General features: G+C 45.7%; 16 protein-coding genes. 6 read left to right on the top strand and 10 right to left on the bottom strand.

What is annotated here, in order from left to right; genetic code table 11:
- Positions 1-8: 8 nt before the first annotated feature.
- Positions 9-1,085 (bottom strand): 3-deoxy-7-phosphoheptulonate synthase, encoded by a 1,077-nt coding sequence (locus R7093_RS17905; RefSeq protein WP_005381904.1) that lies wholly within the window; start codon positions 1,083-1,085, stop codon positions 9-11.
- A 207-nt stretch (positions 1,086-1,292) separates the two neighbouring features.
- Positions 1,293-2,276, bottom strand: coding sequence for a beta-N-acetylhexosaminidase (nagZ, locus tag R7093_RS17900; protein ID WP_213901865.1), 984 nt, complete (start codon positions 2,274-2,276; stop codon positions 1,293-1,295).
- A 99-nt stretch (positions 2,277-2,375) separates the two neighbouring features.
- Here nagZ and R7093_RS17895 point away from each other — a divergent pair, with 99 nt between their 5' ends.
- Positions 2,376-3,488: an anhydro-N-acetylmuramic acid kinase gene (locus R7093_RS17895; protein ID WP_064377041.1), complete on the top strand. Its 1,113-nt coding sequence runs from the start codon at positions 2,376-2,378 to the stop codon at positions 3,486-3,488.
- 36 nt (positions 3,489-3,524) lie between these two features.
- Positions 3,525-4,454: an N-acetylmuramic acid 6-phosphate etherase gene (gene murQ, locus R7093_RS17890; RefSeq protein WP_318146764.1), complete on the top strand. Its 930-nt coding sequence runs from the start codon at positions 3,525-3,527 to the stop codon at positions 4,452-4,454.
- A gap of 51 nt (positions 4,455-4,505) precedes the next feature.
- Here murQ and R7093_RS17885 read toward each other — a convergent pair whose 3' ends face one another.
- Positions 4,506-4,778 carry a hypothetical protein gene (locus R7093_RS17885; protein ID WP_005381911.1) on the bottom strand — a complete coding sequence of 91 codons (273 nt, stop codon included), beginning with the start codon at positions 4,776-4,778 and terminating at the stop codon, positions 4,506-4,508.
- A 113-nt stretch (positions 4,779-4,891) separates the two neighbouring features.
- Complete coding sequence (locus R7093_RS17880) at positions 4,892-5,233, bottom strand: DUF2799 domain-containing protein (protein ID WP_005381912.1); 342 nt, start codon at positions 5,231-5,233, stop codon at positions 4,892-4,894.
- A gap of 280 nt (positions 5,234-5,513) precedes the next feature.
- On the opposite strand from R7093_RS17880, the gene R7093_RS17875 reads away from it, so the two are divergent.
- The 4 genes from R7093_RS17875 (at position 5,514) to R7093_RS17860 (ending at position 10,167) form a co-directional block, all read left to right on the top strand.
- Positions 5,514-6,998, top strand: a complete 1,485-nt coding sequence (locus tag R7093_RS17875) for a carbon starvation protein A (RefSeq protein WP_005381914.1) — start codon at positions 5,514-5,516, stop codon at positions 6,996-6,998.
- A 193-nt stretch (positions 6,999-7,191) separates the two neighbouring features.
- Positions 7,192-8,862 carry a sensor histidine kinase gene (locus tag R7093_RS17870; RefSeq protein ID WP_213877042.1) on the top strand — a complete coding sequence of 557 codons (1,671 nt, stop codon included), beginning with the start codon at positions 7,192-7,194 and terminating at the stop codon, positions 8,860-8,862.
- Between the two features lie 31 nt (positions 8,863-8,893).
- A complete protein-coding gene (btsR, locus tag R7093_RS17865; protein ID WP_318146763.1) occupies positions 8,894-9,622 on the top strand; it encodes a two-component system response regulator BtsR in 729 nt (242 codons plus the stop codon).
- A 71-nt stretch (positions 9,623-9,693) separates the two neighbouring features.
- Complete coding sequence (locus R7093_RS17860) at positions 9,694-10,167, top strand: low molecular weight phosphatase family protein (RefSeq protein ID WP_318146762.1); 474 nt, start codon at positions 9,694-9,696, stop codon at positions 10,165-10,167.
- Between the two features lie 46 nt (positions 10,168-10,213).
- On the opposite strand, the gene ispH is transcribed toward R7093_RS17860, so the two are convergent.
- The 6 genes from ispH to murJ all read right to left on the bottom strand — a co-directional run bounded on the left by ispH (position 10,214) and on the right by murJ (position 17,820).
- Positions 10,214-11,179 carry a 4-hydroxy-3-methylbut-2-enyl diphosphate reductase gene (gene ispH / locus R7093_RS17855; protein WP_005381920.1) on the bottom strand — a complete coding sequence of 322 codons (966 nt, stop codon included), beginning with the start codon at positions 11,177-11,179 and terminating at the stop codon, positions 10,214-10,216.
- 24 nt (positions 11,180-11,203) lie between these two features.
- A complete protein-coding gene (fkpB, locus tag R7093_RS17850) occupies positions 11,204-11,635 on the bottom strand; it encodes an FKBP-type peptidyl-prolyl cis-trans isomerase (RefSeq protein ID WP_005381922.1) in 432 nt (143 codons plus the stop codon).
- A 144-nt stretch (positions 11,636-11,779) separates the two neighbouring features.
- Entirely contained in the window at positions 11,780-12,286 is a 507-nt protein-coding gene (lspA, locus tag R7093_RS17845) for a signal peptidase II (RefSeq protein ID WP_005385948.1), read from the bottom strand.
- A 73-nt stretch (positions 12,287-12,359) separates the two neighbouring features.
- Positions 12,360-15,188: an isoleucine--tRNA ligase gene (ileS, locus tag R7093_RS17840; RefSeq protein ID WP_318146761.1), complete on the bottom strand. Its 2,829-nt coding sequence runs from the start codon at positions 15,186-15,188 to the stop codon at positions 12,360-12,362.
- 64 nt (positions 15,189-15,252) lie between these two features.
- On the bottom strand, positions 15,253-16,188 hold the full coding sequence (gene ribF / locus R7093_RS17835) for a bifunctional riboflavin kinase/FAD synthetase (RefSeq protein ID WP_005381933.1): 936 nt from the start codon (positions 16,186-16,188) through the stop codon (positions 15,253-15,255).
- A gap of 69 nt (positions 16,189-16,257) precedes the next feature.
- Complete coding sequence (gene murJ / locus R7093_RS17830; RefSeq protein WP_064353635.1) at positions 16,258-17,820, bottom strand: murein biosynthesis integral membrane protein MurJ; 1,563 nt, start codon at positions 17,818-17,820, stop codon at positions 16,258-16,260.
- Positions 17,821-18,122 lie beyond the last annotated feature (302 nt).

The following is an 18,122-nucleotide window of genomic DNA, read 5'->3' as shown; positions in this document are numbered from 1 at the left end:
ATCCTGTATTAATTAGCCTTTAGACGATTTTCTAAGAAAGGCACTAGCTCTTCATGTGCGTGACGTAATAGTGCCTCAGTTGAATCCCAATTGATACATGCGTCAGTGATAGATACACCGTATTTCATCTCTTCAAGAGCTAAGTCAGAAGATTGATTTCCTTCATTGATATGGCTTTCAATCATAAGACCGATAATAGATTTATTGCCTTCACGGATTTGATGAATCACATCCTCCGCGACTAATGGCTGGCGACGGTAATCTTTACGTGAGTTGGCGTGACTGCAATCCACCATTAATGAAGCATCAAGACCAGATTTCGCCATCTCTTGCTCACACTCAGTGACTGATACCGAATCGTAGTTAGTTTGCTTACCGCCACGTAAGATCACATGTCCATTAGCATTGCCCTGGGTGGTTAACAGTGCGACTTGTCCCTCACGGTTAATTCCCATAAAACGGTGGCTAGAGGACGCAGCTTGCATCGCGTTAATTGCGGTTGCCAAACTGCCATCGGTGCCATTCTTAAAACCAATTGGCATAGACAGGCCGCTTGCCATTTCACGGTGAGTTTGTGACTCCGTCGTACGAGCACCGATGGCTGCCCAGCTAAAAGTATCCGCCAAGTATTGTGGGCTAATTGGGTCTAGAGCCTCAGTCGCGAGCGGGATTTCCATCTCTGCCAACTCCACCAGAAGTTCGCGTCCAACATGCAGACCGTGTTCAATATCGAAACTGCCGTCTAGGTGTGGGTCATTGATCAGGCCTTTCCAGCCGACCGTGGTGCGCGGCTTCTCAAAGTAAACACGCATAACAATATACAGTTGGTCACTTAGTTGTTCAGAGAGTGCTTTAAGTCGCTTTGCGTAATCCTTCGCCGCTTCTACGTCGTGGATAGAACATGGACCGCATACAACAAGCAGGCGGTGATCCTTCTTGTGAATAATATTAGCGATAGTTTGACGAGACTCTTGAATAAAGCGACGTGCTTTTTCACTCAAAGGAAGCTTGGTTTTTAGTTCCTCCGGAGTAATAAGAACCTGTTCTTCGATAATATTAATATTGCTCAACTCACTTTTCTGCATAACTCTAACCTGTATATTTATTTTTACACCCAACCAAACCTTTGGTGAGACAACTAAGCTTTAACGACAAGATAACAGGCTAAAAAAGAAAAACAAGCGTACAGAATAAAAAACATTTAGTGTAAACTTTGGTTTACAGTCAAATAAAAAGCCAAAGCATAATTAACTTTGGCTTCTCATCGCTGTTTTGAATCTTTTACAAGAGGTTTAGCTAGTCAAGCGTTTCATCGCTTCACTCGCCGCTTTCCACTCTTGAGATAGCTTAAGTTCGCTTGGAGAAAATGACTGTTTTTTCAGTAATCCATCCGCGAGTGGCACGGTTGAAACCGGTAAGTTGTCTAATACCTCAACGTGCGCTTCTCGTTTATTACACATTAACAACATATCGCAACCAGCTCTCAATGCTTGAGCACCTCGCTCGGCTGGGCTGCCCATAATCGCAGCGCCTTCCATGGTCAAGTCATCCGAAAAAACCAAACCTTTAAAACCCAATTGCTGACGCAGGACCTGTTTTAACCAGTATTCAGAACCGCTGGCTGGTTGAGCATCATAATGTGGGAAAATCACGTGAGCAGGCATCATGGCATCTAAAATACCGGCATCAATTTGCGCTTTGAAGATCGCCATATCTTGTTCAAAAATATCACTGCGCTCATCGTATGGTGTTTCTAGATGTGAGTCTGCAATCACGCCACCATGTCCAGGGAAGTGCTTGCCTGTCGTTGCCATGCCAACACTCTTCATTCCCTGCATATATGCAGTGCTATAGCGAAGAATGGTATCGGCATCTTCACCGAATGCGCGGTTACCGATCGCTTTACATTGATGGCCTTGGTCAAGTACCGGGGCAAAGCTTAAATCAATATCATGGGCAATCAGCTCTGCGGCCATTAACCAACCGCCCATACGAGCAAGCTCTTCACCATTTTGATGTTTAGCGTACTCATCAGCAGCAGGAATTAATGAGAAACCTTCACGAAAGCGCTGCACTCGGCCGCCTTCTTGATCCACACCGATCAAAAACGGGCGCTTAGACGCCTTTCGGATGGATTGAGTAAGTGCTTGAAGCTGTTCGCTATCATGATAGTTGCGAGCAAATAGAATTAAGCCACCAACCGTAGGATGCTCCAAGATTTCTTTGTCTTCAGCGGTCAGTTCATACCCCGCAACGTCAACCCATAACGGTCCCATGTTTTCTCCTCAAAATCGGCTGAATATCTCGTATTCGATGAGGTTATTCGCTTCAGATTTGCTTTACAATAAGTGAATGAAGAATTGACGAGATCGGCTATGAAATTTAACGAACTGTACATTGGTGTGATGTCTGGGACGAGTATGGATGGTGTTGATACCGCTCTAGTTGAAATAAGCGATGAGCATGTTCGCCTGATTGCGCACGACGACTACCCAATGCCCGCAGCACTAAAAGACATGCTGTTATCTGTTTGTACCGGTCAAGCAACAAATTTAAAAGCCATAGGTGAACTTGACCATCAGCTCGGCCACCTATTTGCAGATGCTGTGTTACAGCTGCTCAATAAGTCTGGTTACGTCGCAGAGCAAATTCGTGCGATTGGTAATCACGGTCAAACAGTGTTCCATCAGCCTACCGGAAACTTGCCGTTTACCACTCAATTGGGCGATGCCAACATTATCGCGGTCAAGACAGGCATTGATACGGTAGCGGATTTTCGTCGTAAAGACATGGCGCTAGGTGGACAAGGTGCCCCACTCGTCCCTGCTTTCCATAAAAGCATTTTTGCGATGCAGGATTCCACAACTGTGGTGCTTAACATTGGAGGCATTGCCAATATCTCTGTACTGCATCCAGAACAACCAGTCATTGGCTATGACACAGGCCCGGGCAATATGTTGATGGACGCATGGTGTGCGCTGCATAAAGGGCAAAGCTTCGACGAAGATGCACAATTTGCACTTAAAGGAACGGTAAACGCTACTTTGTTGACTCAATTACTCAAAGAAGCTTACCTCACCATGCCAGCCCCTAAAAGTACCGGACGAGAACTGTTCAATATTGACTGGCTGCATCAACAAATGGTCCATCACAAGTTACCAATCGAAGACGTACAACGTACACTTTGCGAGTATTCTGCAATTACCATTGCCAACGAAGTCGACAAGTTTTCTCATGGCATCACACCTCAACTATTGGTCTGTGGCGGTGGAGCAAGAAACCCGCTTTTGATGCAACGACTGGCCAAGTTATTGCCACAATGGAGCGTTGCGACAACGGCAGAAAAAGGTGTTGATGGCGATTACATGGAAGCAATGGCGTTTGCTTGGCTTGCGCAGCGCCATATTCACGGCCTCCCTAGCAACTTACCGGAAGTTACGGGGGCAAGTCGTCTCGCTTCACTGGGTGTACTCTATTCAAAAAATTAAGGGCAATAGATCCTAAACAAAAAGGCTTAATTCATTATGACGAACGATGCACTTATCGCAGCTTTATCCCATCTGGTATCTGAAGGGCGAAATCCAGACACCATGGACATCGACTTGCTGCCTTCTCTCGATATTGTTCAACGCATCAACCAACAGGACAAACTCGTTCCTCTTGCCGTTGAAAAAGTATTGCCTGAGATCGCTGAAGCCGTTGATAAGATCACGGAAGCATTTAAGGTCGGAGGTCGGTTGTTTTACATCGGTGCGGGTACCAGTGGTCGACTTGGCGTTTTGGACGCTTCAGAATGCCCACCAACTTTTGGCACAGATCCAGAGATGGTCGTTGGTATTATTGCCGGTGGAAAAGAGGCAATGTTCCGTGCAAAAGAAGGGGCGGAGGACGACCCTACATTAGGCGAGCAAGATCTTAAAGAGAATACGCTAACACAACGCGATGTCGTCGTTGGTATTGCGGCAAGTGGACGAACACCTTACGTGATTGGTGGCTTAGAGTATGCGAACAAGCTTGGTGCCACCACTGTAGCACTATCTTGTAACCCTGACTCTCCGATTGCAGATATTGCCGATATTGCGATTAGCCCCGTTGTTGGACCTGAAGCGTTAACGGGGTCCACTCGCTTAAAATCAGGGACGGCACAAAAACTCGTACTAAACATGCTCACTACCGCAAGCATGATTCGCCTGGGCAAAAGTTATCAGAACTTAATGGTAGATGTGAAAGCGACGAATGCAAAGCTAGTTGCAAGAGCGGCTCGTATTGTTATGCAAGCAACAGATTGTACTAACCAAGAGGCTAAAACGGCGCTCAAAGAAACGGACTACGACGCCAAGTTAGCTATTTTGATGATTTTAACCGGGCTGGATAAAGAAAGCGCGACTGAGCAACTGAACGCCAAGCAAGGATATTTAAGAAAAGTCGTGATCGATCAAGCGAATCAATCTTAATCAATAAAGCGCCTCACTTATTTAAAAGTCAGGCGCCTTTTATGGCTTAATTTAGTAGTTCAATCGTTCAATGTGAGTAATACCGACTTTACCTTCAAGGTCGCTGAACATATGAACCATTGCTGGGTATGGTTGTGCTCCAGGGTAGACAACTTCTGCATTACAGAAAAACGCATAGTTTTGTCCGGCTACGACTTGAGTAGCCACAACCAAAGGGGAGTATTTGACACCGACAAACCCCTCGATACCTTTAGCAAATACTTCTTTATTCTCTGCTGTGAGTTCATGAAATGGACTCCAGCCACCAGCCATTTGCGTTGACATAATGTGATTCCTTTTTTCTGTGCTCACTATCAAGCAATATGAACATAGTTTAACAAGGAAGACTTTGCCACATTTATGTGATGCAGACAGTGTAACAACGGCTTTATTGACTATTAATTTGAGTATTCATTCCAACCACGTTGCCATTCCATGCGGAATTTTTGCGCTTGCTCAGTACCTTCACAAACCCCTTCGTAATACTGACCAGATAACCCCATTTGATACGCAAAAGCAGGATTACAGTACTCACGTAAACCTTCTAAATAACCTTGGTCGTAGTCACTTTGCTTAACACTACCCAATTCACGAAGCTCGCTCATCGTGCGCGATGTGTGTCCGGTTATGCCATCTTGATATCCGATCTGATGCCAATCTCCCGACTTGGCAAGATCTGCTGTCGTTGCTGTGCATCCTGCAAGTAAAGCCAGTGCCAGACCTACCGTTACCTTTTTCATGGTTCTTCCTTAAGTAATTGTTTTCAAAAATAAGCTTACCACTAATTATTGGCGCTTGCCGCTGAGCTTGCAGATTTAACCACTGATGACTCAAATCAGCCGCTCAAGACTGTCATCAACCTTTCGCCATTTTTAAAAACCGCTCAAGCAGCATATCGACCACTCAGTGCTCTATTCGACCACTCATCTACTAACCGAATGCATTTAACACAAGTGACGCATAACATGCATCCTGAGATTAAAAAATTACCCTACCCAACTAAGACCAAGGACAATTGCTATGATGTGGTTTCTAACCTGTGTCGCAGCCCTAATCGGCGGATACTTCATCTACGGCGCTTTCGTCGAGAAGATTTTCGGCATCAATGAAAAACGCCAAACGCCAGCTCACACCAAATCGGACGGTGTTGACTTCGTTCCAATGTCAACAAAGAAAGTTTACCTAGTTCAACTACTTAACATCGCAGGTGTTGGTCCAATTTTTGGCCCGATCATGGGGGCACTATACGGTCCTGCGGCGATGCTTTGGATTGTAGTCGGTTGTATTTTTGCTGGTGCAGTACACGATTACTTCTCAGGCATGCTTTCAGTGCGTAACGGCGGTGCATCTGTACCTACCATTACAGGTCGCTACCTAGGTAATGGCGCAAAACACTTTATGAATATTTTTGCCATTGTCCTATTGCTTCTAGTTGGCGTAGTGTTCGTTTCAGCCCCTGCTGGCATGATTACTAACCTCATCAATGATCAAACAAGCTTGAGCGTAAGCATGACTACAATGGTTATTGCTATTTTTGCTTACTACATCATTGCGACGATTGTTCCTGTCGATAAAATCATTGGTCGTTTCTACCCACTGTTTGGCGCCCTACTTATCTTTATGTCTGTTGGCCTAATGACAGCCGTTGCTTTCTCTAGCGAACACACAGTAATGGGTGACTTCCAAGTTTCGGACATGTTCTCTAACCTCAACCCAAATGACATGCCGTTATGGCCTGCATTGTTCATCACTATTGCATGTGGTGCTATCTCTGGCTTCCACGCAACTCAGTCTCCACTGATGGCGCGTTGTATGGAAAATGAGAAAAACGGTCGCTTCGTATTCTACGGTGCAATGATTGGTGAAGGTGTTATCGCGCTAATTTGGTGTGCTATCGCTCTGTCTTTCTTCGGCTCTCTAGACGCTCTATCAGAAGCTGTGAAAAACGGTGGCCCTGGTAACGTGGTATACAGCGCATCATTTGGTCTGCTAGGTGTGTTCGGTGGTATCCTTGCGTTCCTGGGTGTGGTTATCCTACCAATTACGTCTGGCGATACAGCGTTCCGTTCAAGCCGCTTGATCCTTGCTGAATACTTCAACATGGAACAAAAAACGCTACGTAACCGTCTACTGATGGCACTTCCACTGTTCGTTATCGGCGGTATCTTAACTCAAGTAGACTTCGGCATTATCTGGCGCTACTTCGGTTTTGCAAACCAAACAACAGCGGTAATGATGCTTTGGACTGCGTCCGCTTACCTACTGCGTCACAACAAGCTGCACTGGATTACCACTATCCCAGCTATCTTCATGACCACGGTATGTGTCACGTTCATCTTAAACAACAGCTCGCTAGGTTTTGGTCTGCCAATGCAACTATCAACTATCGTAGGTATTGTGTTTGCCCTAGCTGTGACAGGTTACGTTATCAAAACCTCTAAGGGTAAAGGTGAAACTGAACTGGCTGACGAAGAGAAACCACAAGCCGTATCAGAAACAGCGTAATACTCGTCACATCTGAGTGACTAAGATAGGAGCCTGCCAATTGCAGGCTCTTTTTGTTTTATACCCAAGTCACTTTAAGGTTCAGAAAGCACAGCGCAGCATCATTTACTTAGCTGTTCTTATCTATCTGAGCCAAGCATCTTGAGGTTACTTAGGTATACAATAACAACATTGATTCTAGGTTAGGTTCACTATGGAACTGGTCATCTCCCTTTTACAACAGATGTGTGTGTACTTAGTTTTGGCTTACATGCTAAGTAAAACGCCAATCATCTTACCTTTGCTGAGTATTTCTTCGCGCTTAAGCCACCGCCTAATTTGTTACGTACTCTTCTCTGGCTTTTGTATTCTCGGCACCTATTTCGGCCTGCACATCAACGATGCTATTGCCAATACTCGTGCGATCGGCGCAGTTATGGGCGGGCTGTTTGGTGGACCTGTTGTAGGTTTCGCCGTCGGATTTACTGGTGGCATTCATCGATACTCTCTTGGTGGCTTTACTGACCTAGCCTGCGCAATTTCAACCACCGCCGAGGGCGTAATTGGTGGCTTGCTCCACGTTTACCTTATCAAGCGAAATAAAGGCGCATTGCTGTTTAATCCAAGCGTCGTATTCAGCGTCACGTTTGTTGCAGAAGTGGTGCAAATGATTTTGCTGCTCGCCGTCGCGAAACCTTTTGATCAAGCCTATGAACTGGTGTCCGCTATTGCAGCGCCTATGATCATCGCGAATTCATTTGGTGCGGCGTTGTTCATGAGTATCCTGCAAGACAGAAAAGCAATCTTTGAAAAGTTTTCTGCGACGTTTTCGCGTCGAGCGCTCACCATTGCTGATCGCTCAGTGGGAATTCTAAGCAACGGCTTCAACACCGAAAACGCAGAGAAAATCGCACGTATTATTTACGAAGAAACCAAAGTGGGCGCTGTCGCGATTACTGACCAAGAAAAAATCTTAGCGTTTGTGGGCATTGGCGATGATCACCATAAACCAAACACGCCGATTTCATCGCAAAGCACATTAGACTCCATGGAGAAAAACGACATCATTTATCTTGATGGCGCGGAGCGTCCATACCAATGCTCCATTGCAAAAGATTGCAAGCTCGGATCTGCGCTGATCATCCCACTGCGTGCAGGGAAAGAGGTCATTGGTACCATAAAGCTGTATGAACCGAAGCGTAAATTGTTCTCGACGGCCAACATGTCGATGGCGGAAGGAATAGCCCAGCTTCTATCTAGCCAAATCCTTTATGGCGATTACCAACAACAACAAGCCTTACTCGCCCAAGCAGAAATAAAATTGCTTCACGCTCAGGTGAATCCACACTTTTTGTTTAATGCACTCAATACTATTAGTGCGATTACTCGTCGTGACCCTGACAAAGCGCGCGAGCTAATCCAAAATCTATCGCACTTCTTCCGCAGCAATTTAAAGCAGAACATTAATACCGTGACGTTAAAGGAAGAGCTTGCACATGTGAACTCGTACTTGAGCATCGAAAAAGCGCGTTTTACGGACCGCTTAGAGGTTAAAATCGATATTCAACCTGAATTGCTGGACATCAAATTACCAAGCTTTACACTCCAGCCTTTGGTTGAGAACGCCATTAAGCATGGCATTTCAAACATGCTTGAAGGTGGTAAAGTTCATATATACAGCGAAGCACACCCACAAGGTCACTTGATTACCGTCGAAGACAACGCAGGCAGTTTTGAACCGCCAAAAGAAAACCACTCAGGGCTAGGTTTAGAAATTGTCGACAAACGTCTCACTAATCAATTTGGACGTGATGCAGCGCTAAAAATTACGTGCGAGCCACATCAATTTACTAAAATGAGCTTTATCATTCCCCCAAAATCATAAAAGCACGCTGAAGCAATAAAGGTAATGTTGGATGTTAACCGCACTCGTCATTGATGATGAACAGTTTGCTCGTGAAGAGCTAGCAGAGTTACTGGATGAAACAGGCCAAGTTGAGGTCGTGGGCGATGCCTCAAACGCAATCCTTGGCCTAAAAAAAATCAATGAACTCAAGCCTGATGTGGTGTTTCTCGATATCCAAATGCCTCAAGTCACGGGGATTGAATTACTTGGGATGCTTGATCCAGAAACCATGCCTTATGTGGTTTTTGTCACGGCTTATGATCAGTATGCGATTCAAGCATTTGAAGACAATGCCTTTGATTACTTGCTCAAACCTGTCGACCCATGCCGGTTAACTAAAACGGTCAAACGACTAAACAAAGTCATTAGCCAATCCGCCCTAACGCAACAACTGTCTGCTATTACACCTGACACGTTGGATCAGATACCGTGCATCGGACACAACCGCATCGTTATCATGACCACCGACACGGTGGAATGTGCTTACAGTGATATCAGCGGCTTGCATGTACGCTCCACCAGCCAAACCGCGAGCACCCAACTGACATTAAAAACGTTGGAAGAGAAAACCCCTCTAGTCCGCTGCCATCGTCAATACTTAGTCAGTATTAAAGCGATTAGCGAAATCAAGTTACTGGAAAATGGGTTAGCGGAAATCATCACCAAAACAGGCTTTGAGATACCAGTAAGCCGCCGCTACTTAAAGGTGCTCAAAGAGATGCTCGGCATTAGCCACTAACACAAAAACTTCACACATCATCGCTGAGTTTCCGCTAGCGTATAAATAGGACGCTCTGAAAAGACGAGGCGATGATGTATAAAGTTTTATTCATATGTAAGCACAACGCTGGACGAAGCGTCCTCGCGGAGTCAATCGCAACCAATATCCTGCCAGCAGATTTTAGTGTCACCAGTGGAGGCTCACATCCCACAGGCAAGGTGCACCCAGTGGTGCAAAAATATTTAGATGACCACCAACTCCCCATTCCGCATATCCACACGCATTCATGGGAGGAGCGAACTCAGTTTCTTCCCGACATCGTTATTATTCTCTGTGATTCTTTACATCAAGAAACCGCTCCTCAGTCGCTTGCGGGGGGCGTTCGAGTAAACTGGCAAGTTGATGCTTTTCCGACCTATGGTTCTGATGAAGACATGTACGCACATTGCGAAAAGGTTGCTCAATCGCTTGAGCGAAGAATCACGAAGATGTCTGATATGATTATCGATGGTTTAGGAAAAGACCAAATTCGTGATTACCTAAATGAGTTAAGAGAGATGTAAAAAAGGCGACCCACAGGTCGCCTTTTGAATATTCGATAAATAGAGACTAATCCACTTGCTTGATTTGCAGTTCTTTAGGTACTTCAAAGAACATATTCTCTTCACGGCCAAGTACTTCATCAACCGCTTCGGCACCAACGAGTTCTTTGATTCGCTCTAGAATCTGATTAACGAGCTCTTCCGGAGCAGATGCTCCCGCAGTCACGCCGACCTTTGTTTTGCCTTCAAACCACTCAGGTTTGATATCTTCCGGACAGTCGGTTAAGTAGCCAGGTGTCCCTAACTTTTCAGCTAGCTCTTTAAGACGTGTAGAGTTTGATGAGTTTTTAGAACCCACCACAACCATCACATCTACGTCACCAGCTAATTCACGTACGGCATCTTGGCGGTTTTGTGTCGCATAACAGATATCGTCTTTACGTGGACCTTGGATATCTGGGAACACGCGGCGTAGCTCTTCGATAACATCGGCAGTTTCATCGACAGAAAGCGTCGTTTGGCTTACGTAATGAAGATCGGATGGATCTTTCACAATCGCCTTCAGTTTCTCAACATCGGCTGGAGTTTCAACCAAGTACATACCACCGGTTTCACTGGCGTATTGCCCCATCGTACCTTCGACTTCAGGGTGACCTGCGTGACCAATCAGAACCACTTCCATATTACGACGGCTCGCACGCGCCACTTCCATATGCACTTTGGTTACCAAAGGACACGTTGCGTCAAATACGGTCAAATCACGCTGCTTGGCTTCCTGACGAACTGCCTGCGATACACCATGAGCGGAGAAAATCACAATGTTGTTGTCTGGCACTTCGTGCAGTTCTTCAACGAAGATAGCACCACGCTGTTTGAGACCTTCAACCACAAAACGGTTATGCACCACTTCATGACGCACATAAATCGGTGGCTGATACATCTCTAGCGCACGCTCTACGATGCTAATCGCGCGGTCAACACCAGCACAGAAACCACGTGGGTTAGCTAACAGGATTTTCATTTCATTGCTCATGGAAGTTATCTTTTATTTGGTTCGCTATTCTACTGACAAAATTTCAACTTCGAAAGTCACGTCTTGTCCCGCTAGAGGATGGTTGAAGTCCACAGTGACTGAATCGCCTGCAATCTCTGTAATAATGCCCGGGATTTCCATGCCATCAGGGCCACTGAAGGCCATGATTGTACCAACTTCCACTTCTGCATCACCTACAAATTTAGTGCGATCCATATAGTGAATATGATCAGGGTTTGGCATACCAAACGCGTCTTCTGCCTTTAGCTCAATCGCTTTTTGTGCGCCTGTTTCAAGGCCTATCAAGCACTGCTCAAAGTTTTCACTCAAGCTGCCATCACCCATAACAAATTTCGCTGGTTTACCCATGTTATGAGTACTATCTGCAACCGATCCGTCTTTCATTTTAATCGTAAAGTGAAGGGTTACTACCGATTCATTGGTTATTGTTGTCACGTTAATGCTTCCTTGTTCTTGGGTTATTACGCTGTCAGCTTGGTCTTTTTATACATTGATATGCTGATTGGCGCTCCAACATAATAAAAAGCGTCGCTCGAATCAACGGACGACGCTTAGGGTTATTCGATATACCGCAAAAGATTACTTGTCAGCGTCTTTTTTACGGAAGCCATCCAGAATAATCATTGCCGCACCAATACAGATCGCCATGTCAGCAAGGTTGAATGCTGGCCAGTGGTAGTTACCCCAGAAGAAGTCTAGGTAATCAACAACAAAGCCATGAACGACGCGGTCAAACACGTTGCCCACTGCACCACCAATAATCAGTGCATAAGCAATGTTGTTCCATTTTTCTTTTGCTGGAAGCTTACTCATCCAGTAGGTCAAAAGACCCGTAACAACAAACGCGATACCTGTAAATAACCAGCGCTGCCAACCAGCTTGATCGCTCAAGAAGCTGAAAGCGGCACCGTAGTTATGAACGTAAAGTAGGTTGAAGAATGGCAACACCTCAATTCGGTTTGCCCATCCGTAGCCCATGTTGTCCATCACCACCAATTTGATGCCAATATCTGCAATAAATACCAGAATTGCTAACCACAGCCAGCGAACTCCAGATTGCTTTAACGTCAGTGCTTTTTCACTCATTACTTTACCTACAAACAGCCCCAGTAAATACTGGGGCTGTTAATTTTAAAAAAAGTTCAGTCGTTCTAGGCAATTACGCGAATTTACGTACTTCACCTTCGCCGTCTACGTTAGACACACAACGACCACAGATCTTCTCGTGACCTTCGATTGTGCCTACGTCTGGCGTGTGGTGCCAACAACGGTCACACTTCTCGCCTTCAGCTGCTGCTACTTCAACAAACAAGCCTTCGATATCCGTCGCTTGTGCTGCATCCGTCTTCTCACCTAGAGGCTTAACTTTCGCAGCAGAGGTTAGTAGAACAAAGCGCAGTTCATCTTCAAGTTTGTTGATCTTCGCCGCTAGTGCGTCATCAGCAAATAGAGTCACTTCAGCTTGTAGTGCACCACCAATGGTTTTCTCTTTACGCGCATCTTCTAGAAGTTTGTTAACCGCACCACGAACCGCTTGGATCTCAGTCCAGAATTCGTTGTTCAGCTCTTCACCTTCAGCAAGACCGAATAGGCCGTCGAACCACTCACCAGTGAATACGAACTTGTCGCGTTGACCTGGCATTTCGTTCCAGATTTCATCTGCAGTGAACGACATGATTGGCGCCATCCAACGAACTAGCGCTTCTACGATGTAGTAAAGTGCTGTCTGACAGCTACGTTGAGCGTTGCCGCCACGTTTTGCTGTGTACTGACGGTCTTTAATTACGTCTAGGTAGAAAGAGCCCATTTCGATCGAACAGAATTGCATTAGACGCTGAGTCACACCGTGTGTGTTGTACTCTTCGTATGCTTTAACAATCTCTTCTTGTGCTGCTAGCGCACGACCAACTGCCCAGCGATCTAGCGCAACCATCTCTTCAACAGGAACGATGTCTGTTTCAGGGTTGAAGCCGCTTAGGTTAGCAAGGAAGAAACGCGCTGTGTTACGGATACGACGGTAAGCATCTGCGCTACGTTTTAGGATTTCATCAGAAACCGCAACTTCACCAGTGTAGTCTGTTGAAGCAACCCATAGACGAAGAATGTCAGCACCTAGCTTGTTAGTTACATCTTTTGGCGCAACCACGTTACCGATAGATTTAGACATCTTACGCCCCTGACCATCAACCACGAAACCATGTGTCAGTACTTGTTTGTAAGGCGCTTCGTCTTTCATCGCAATAGATGAAATTAGAGAAGACTGGAACCAACCACGGTGTTGGTCAGAACCTTCTAGGTATAGGTCTGCACTGTTGCCGTTGTACTCTTCACGAGCATCAACAACAGAGAAGTGAGTGACACCTGAATCGAACCATACGTCTAGCGTATCTAGCACTTTTTCGTATTGGTCAGCGTCAGCACCTAGTAGTTCAGCGGCATCTACATCCCACCATGCTTGAATGCCTTTCTCTTCAACCAGCTTCGCTACTTTCTCGATCAGCTCTAGCGTGTTTGGATGAAGTTCTGCTGTTTCTTTATGAACAAACAGAGCAATTGGCACACCCCAAGTACGTTGACGAGAGATACACCACTCAGGGCGACCTTCGATCATACCTTCGATGCGGCTTTGACCCCACTCAGGCATCCACTCTACATTCTTGATTGACTTTAATGCTTTAGCACGTAGGCCAGCTTGGTCCATAGAAACGAACCATTGAGGCGTAGCACGGAAGATGATTGGAGTCTTATGACGCCAACAGTGTGGGTAGCTGTGCTCGTAAGCGTGGTGGTGTAGTAGTGCACCTTTTTCTTTTAGTACTTCTACTACTGCATCGTTCGCTTTAAATACGTGCTGACCAGCAAATAGCTCTGTATCTGGTAGATAAACACCGTTTGAGCCAACTGGGTTTGCTACTTCTAGGTTGTACTTGTTACCAACCGCGAAGTCTTCTTGACCGTGACCAGGAGCAGTGTGAACAACACCAGTACCTGAATCAGTCGTAACGTGATCACCAAGGATCGCCGGTACAGTGAAATCGTAGAATGGGTGTTGGAATTGAGAAAGCTCTAGGTCCGCACCTTTAGCAAAGCCAAGGTTGTGGAAGTGCTCGATACCCGCACGGTCCATTACGTCTTTCGCCAGCTCAGCAGCAACGATGATACGCTCAGCGTTGTCGCCTTCTGTTTGGATAAGCACGTACTCTAGATCATCACGTAGACATACTGCGCGGTTTGCAGGCAGTGTCCAAGGTGTTGTTGTCCAGATAACGATAGATACGTCACCGTGACCTTCATGACCTTCTGTCAGTTCAAATTTAGATAGCAGTGCCGCTTCGTCAGCCGCTTTAAAACGAACGTCGATAGATGGTGATACTTTATCTTTGTATTCTACTTCCGCTTCAGCAAGAGCAGAACCACAGTCTGTACACCAGTGAACAGGTTTGAAACCTTTTAGCAGGTGACCATTGCTTGCGATCTTACCAAGAGCACGAATAATGTTCGCTTCAGTTGCGAAATCCATAGTGCGGTATGGCTTGTCCCACTCACCCATGATGCCAAGACGCTTGAAGCTCTCTTTCTGACCTTCAACCTGACCTGCTGCGTATTCACGACATTTCTCGCGGAATTCCGCTGCTGTCACTTTTTGGCCTGGCTTACCTACTTTCTTCTCTACCATTAATTCGATTGGTAGACCGTGGCAGTCCCAGCCTGGGATGTAAGGTGCGTCAAAACCTGAAAGTGTTTTGGATTTAATAATAATGTCTTTAAGAATCTTGTTTAGTGCGTGACCAATATGAATGTCACCATTTGCGTAAGGAGGGCCATCGTGCAATACGAATGACTTTTTGCCTTTCTTAGCTTTACGGATTTCACCGTAAAGATCTTCTTTGTACCAACGCTTAAGCATTTCTGGCTCACGATTGGCCAGGTTGCCGCGCATTGGAAACCCTGTTTCAGGTAAGTTCAGGGTATCTTTATACTCACTCATCGATTCTTAATTCCGTTATATTGGGCGAAAATTAGACATTATGTTGAACGGTGGAATAAACCGCTCAACGCTTAAGCTGACGCAGCCACACCCTTGCTGCTTCAGCATCCAATTCGATTTGTTGTTTAAGTGCTTCAAACGACTCAAACTTTTGCTCATCTCGAAGTTTATGCAAAAGTTCCACTTCTAGTTGCTTGCCATATAAATTGGCATGAAAGTCGAATAAGTGCACTTCTAACTGTTGGCGAACACCATTGACGGTTGGTCTTTGACCAATATTAGCAACACCACCAACTGGCTTATTTCCTAAGCCAAGCGCTTGAACAACATAGACTCCGGAAACCGGAGAAACACAGCGTTTCAAAGGAATATTTGCAGTAGGGAACCCAATGGTTCGACCTAGCTTTCTTCCGTGAGAAACACGACCGCTGATGCTGTAGTTTCTTCCCAGCATCTGTTGCGCGGAATGCAAATCGTCACGCGCCAGCGCTTGACGGATAGCCGTACTGCTGACACGTAATTGTTGTAAACAAAAGCTCTGGGTACTTACGACATCAAAGCCGTATTTTTCCCCTGCTTCCTGCAGCATTGCAAAGTTACCTGTACGGCCTTTGCCAAAGCAGAAATCATCACCAACGACAAGAAACTTAACACCCAAACGCTCGACCAACAAGTCACGGATAAACTCTTCCGCGGTTAAACTTGCAAAATGGCGATTGAAATTGACACACAGTAAGCGGTCAATATCGAGCTTACTCAATTGCACGAACTTATCGCGTAATCGCGTCAACCTTGCAGGTGCCTTGTCTTTGGCAAACAGCTCCATCGGCTGAGGTTCAAAGGTCATCACAACAGAAGGCAAGGATAGCCTGTCCGCTTGCTCAGACACTTGCTGCAATACTTGTTGATGGCCTTTATGGACACCATCGAAATTGCCAATAGTCAGCACACAACCATGATGTCGCGGGTTGATATTGTGAATGCCTCTAATCAGTTCCATTGGATACTGCTTTCTGCCTCTGTTTTACTTTACACTGTGTGAAACTGACGGATTATATACTAATCACCCTCAGTCTGTCCCAGCTTTTAGGTCTTTTAAACGCGCACCAGTTAAAAATAGAACCACTAGGTAAACCACTGCTCCTAAACCGATCAACATCCCTAGCACCGCGCTTCGGTGAGCAAAGCTCCAGCCCAGCCATACTGACATATCTTCCAGTTGCCATAAGATTGCCGCAACCATCGCCGCGCCAGCAATAGCTAAACGTATAATAAAGAAGACGGTTCGCTTAGTGATTTGGTATACCTCTGCGATGTGCAGGCCACGATACAGCAGTGCCATATTCACAAATGCCGATAGTGCTGTCGCGATAGCCAAGCCAACGTAGCCATAGAAGTACGCAAAAATTGCATTAAATACCATGTTGGTCACCATCGCAATGATGCCGTATTTCACTGGCGTTTTGGTGTCTTGACGCGAGTAATAACCCGGAGCAAGCACTTTAATCAGCATAAAGTTCAACAAGCCTGAAGCGTAAGCAAAGAGTGACAATGATGCTTGATGTACGTCTTGTGGCGAAAACTCACCTCGCATGAATAACACCATCAACATAGGTTTTGCCAGTACCATCAAACCAAGCATTGCAGGAAGGCCAAGTAAGATCACCATGCGCACCCCCCAGTCCATGGTTTGTGCGAATCCTTCATTTTGTGCGTCAACATGCTTGCGTGATAATGCTGGTAAAATCACCGTTGCAATAGCAATACCAAACAGACCTAACGGGAATTCCAACAAGCGATCTGAATAGTACAACCAACTGATCGAACCGGTTTGCAGAAAGCTGGCAATAAAAGTATCAAACAACAAGTTGATTTGGCTTACCGACACACCGAACAAAGCAGGAATCATTAAGGTTCGGATCTTCACCACGCCCGGATCGCGCCAGCCCCATTTCGGCTTAACCATAACCCCCGCTTTAATAAGGAAAGGGATTTGAAATAAGAACTGAACCAAACCACCAAGGAAAACACCGATGGCAAGACCAATCTCTGGCTGTGACATCTGCGGCGAGATAAACCATGCTGCCAAAATGATCATTACGTTGAGGAAGACGGGAGTAAACGAAGAAACCGCAAACTTACCTAGTGTATTGAGAATGGCTCCCGATAGGGCAACAAAAGTGATGAACCATAAATAAGGAAAGGTAATCTTGAGCATCACGCTAGCAAGTTCGAACTTCTCAGCCGCGGGACCACCATGCATCCAGTCTAGGAACCAACCAAAACCAAACAGTGCAGTCACCACACCGGAACCTAGAATACCTAAGATGGTAACAATTGAGACTATCACCCCCAATGTGCCCGCTGCACGAGCAATGAGCTCCCGAGTTTTATCCATGTCGCCTTGAGCATGGCTTTCCGTTAAAACGGGTACAAACGCTTGGGAAAAAGCACCTTCAGCAAACAAACGTCGTAAAAAATTAGGAATTTTATTGGCGAAGAAAAAGACGTCTGCGCTTGCTCCTGCCCCCATTAAATTTGCCACTACAACATCACGAACTAGGCCAAGAACGCGGGAAATAAATGTCATAGCACTGACGATCATGCCAGACTTGAGTAGTCGTTTACTCACTGTAACCTCGGAATATCACCATAAGACAGCTAACCCTATACTGTTTCTCTGACAGGTGCTGCAAATAGACGTCAAAAATCTATCCGCGGGTTGTAAGGAATAAGTGTGCCTTTCGCGGATAATTATTAGCATTGGTATAAAAATGCTGTTAGAATCCCCGCCATCTTAACCGCGATAACCTCTCTTACCAAAATTTGTTTTGGCTTAGATCGGTTTTTGCACAAATCATTTGACATTTAAGCGCAAATGAGGGATATTCCTCGCCCTTAAATTGTCACAGAACTAAGTTTTTGGGAGTTAGA

This window comes from Vibrio sp. 1580 (assembly GCF_033340055.1).
This window is presented reverse-complemented; position numbering and strand designations above follow the sequence as displayed.

Excerpts from the sequence above, each read along its gene's own strand:
- R7093_RS17885 (WP_005381911.1), bottom strand. The coding sequence starts at position 4,778 with ATGTCAACGCAAATGGCTGGTGGCTGGAGTCCATTTCATGAACTCACA.
- R7093_RS17870 (WP_213877042.1), top strand. The coding sequence starts at position 7,192 with ATGGAACTGGTCATCTCCCTTTTACAACAGATGTGTGTGTACTTAGTT.
- R7093_RS17905 (WP_005381904.1), bottom strand. The coding sequence starts at position 1,085 with ATGCAGAAAAGTGAGTTGAGCAATATTAATATTATCGAAGAACAGGTT.
- R7093_RS17895 (WP_064377041.1), top strand. The coding sequence starts at position 2,376 with ATGAAATTTAACGAACTGTACATTGGTGTGATGTCTGGGACGAGTATG.
- ribF (WP_005381933.1), bottom strand. The coding sequence starts at position 16,188 with ATGGAACTGATTAGAGGCATTCACAATATCAACCCGCGACATCATGGT.
- nagZ (WP_213901865.1), bottom strand. The coding sequence starts at position 2,276 with ATGGGACCGTTATGGGTTGACGTTGCGGGGTATGAACTGACCGCTGAA.
- btsR (WP_318146763.1), top strand. The coding sequence starts at position 8,894 with ATGTTAACCGCACTCGTCATTGATGATGAACAGTTTGCTCGTGAAGAG.
- R7093_RS17880 (WP_005381912.1), bottom strand. The coding sequence starts at position 5,233 with ATGAAAAAGGTAACGGTAGGTCTGGCACTGGCTTTACTTGCAGGATGC.
- R7093_RS17860 (WP_318146762.1), top strand. The coding sequence starts at position 9,694 with ATGATGTATAAAGTTTTATTCATATGTAAGCACAACGCTGGACGAAGC.
- R7093_RS17875 (WP_005381914.1), top strand. The coding sequence starts at position 5,514 with ATGATGTGGTTTCTAACCTGTGTCGCAGCCCTAATCGGCGGATACTTC.
- ileS (WP_318146761.1), bottom strand. The coding sequence starts at position 15,188 with ATGAGTGAGTATAAAGATACCCTGAACTTACCTGAAACAGGGTTTCCA.
- murQ (WP_318146764.1), top strand. The coding sequence starts at position 3,525 with ATGACGAACGATGCACTTATCGCAGCTTTATCCCATCTGGTATCTGAA.
- ispH (WP_005381920.1), bottom strand. The coding sequence starts at position 11,179 with ATGAGCAATGAAATGAAAATCCTGTTAGCTAACCCACGTGGTTTCTGT.
- lspA (WP_005385948.1), bottom strand. The coding sequence starts at position 12,286 with ATGAGTGAAAAAGCACTGACGTTAAAGCAATCTGGAGTTCGCTGGCTG.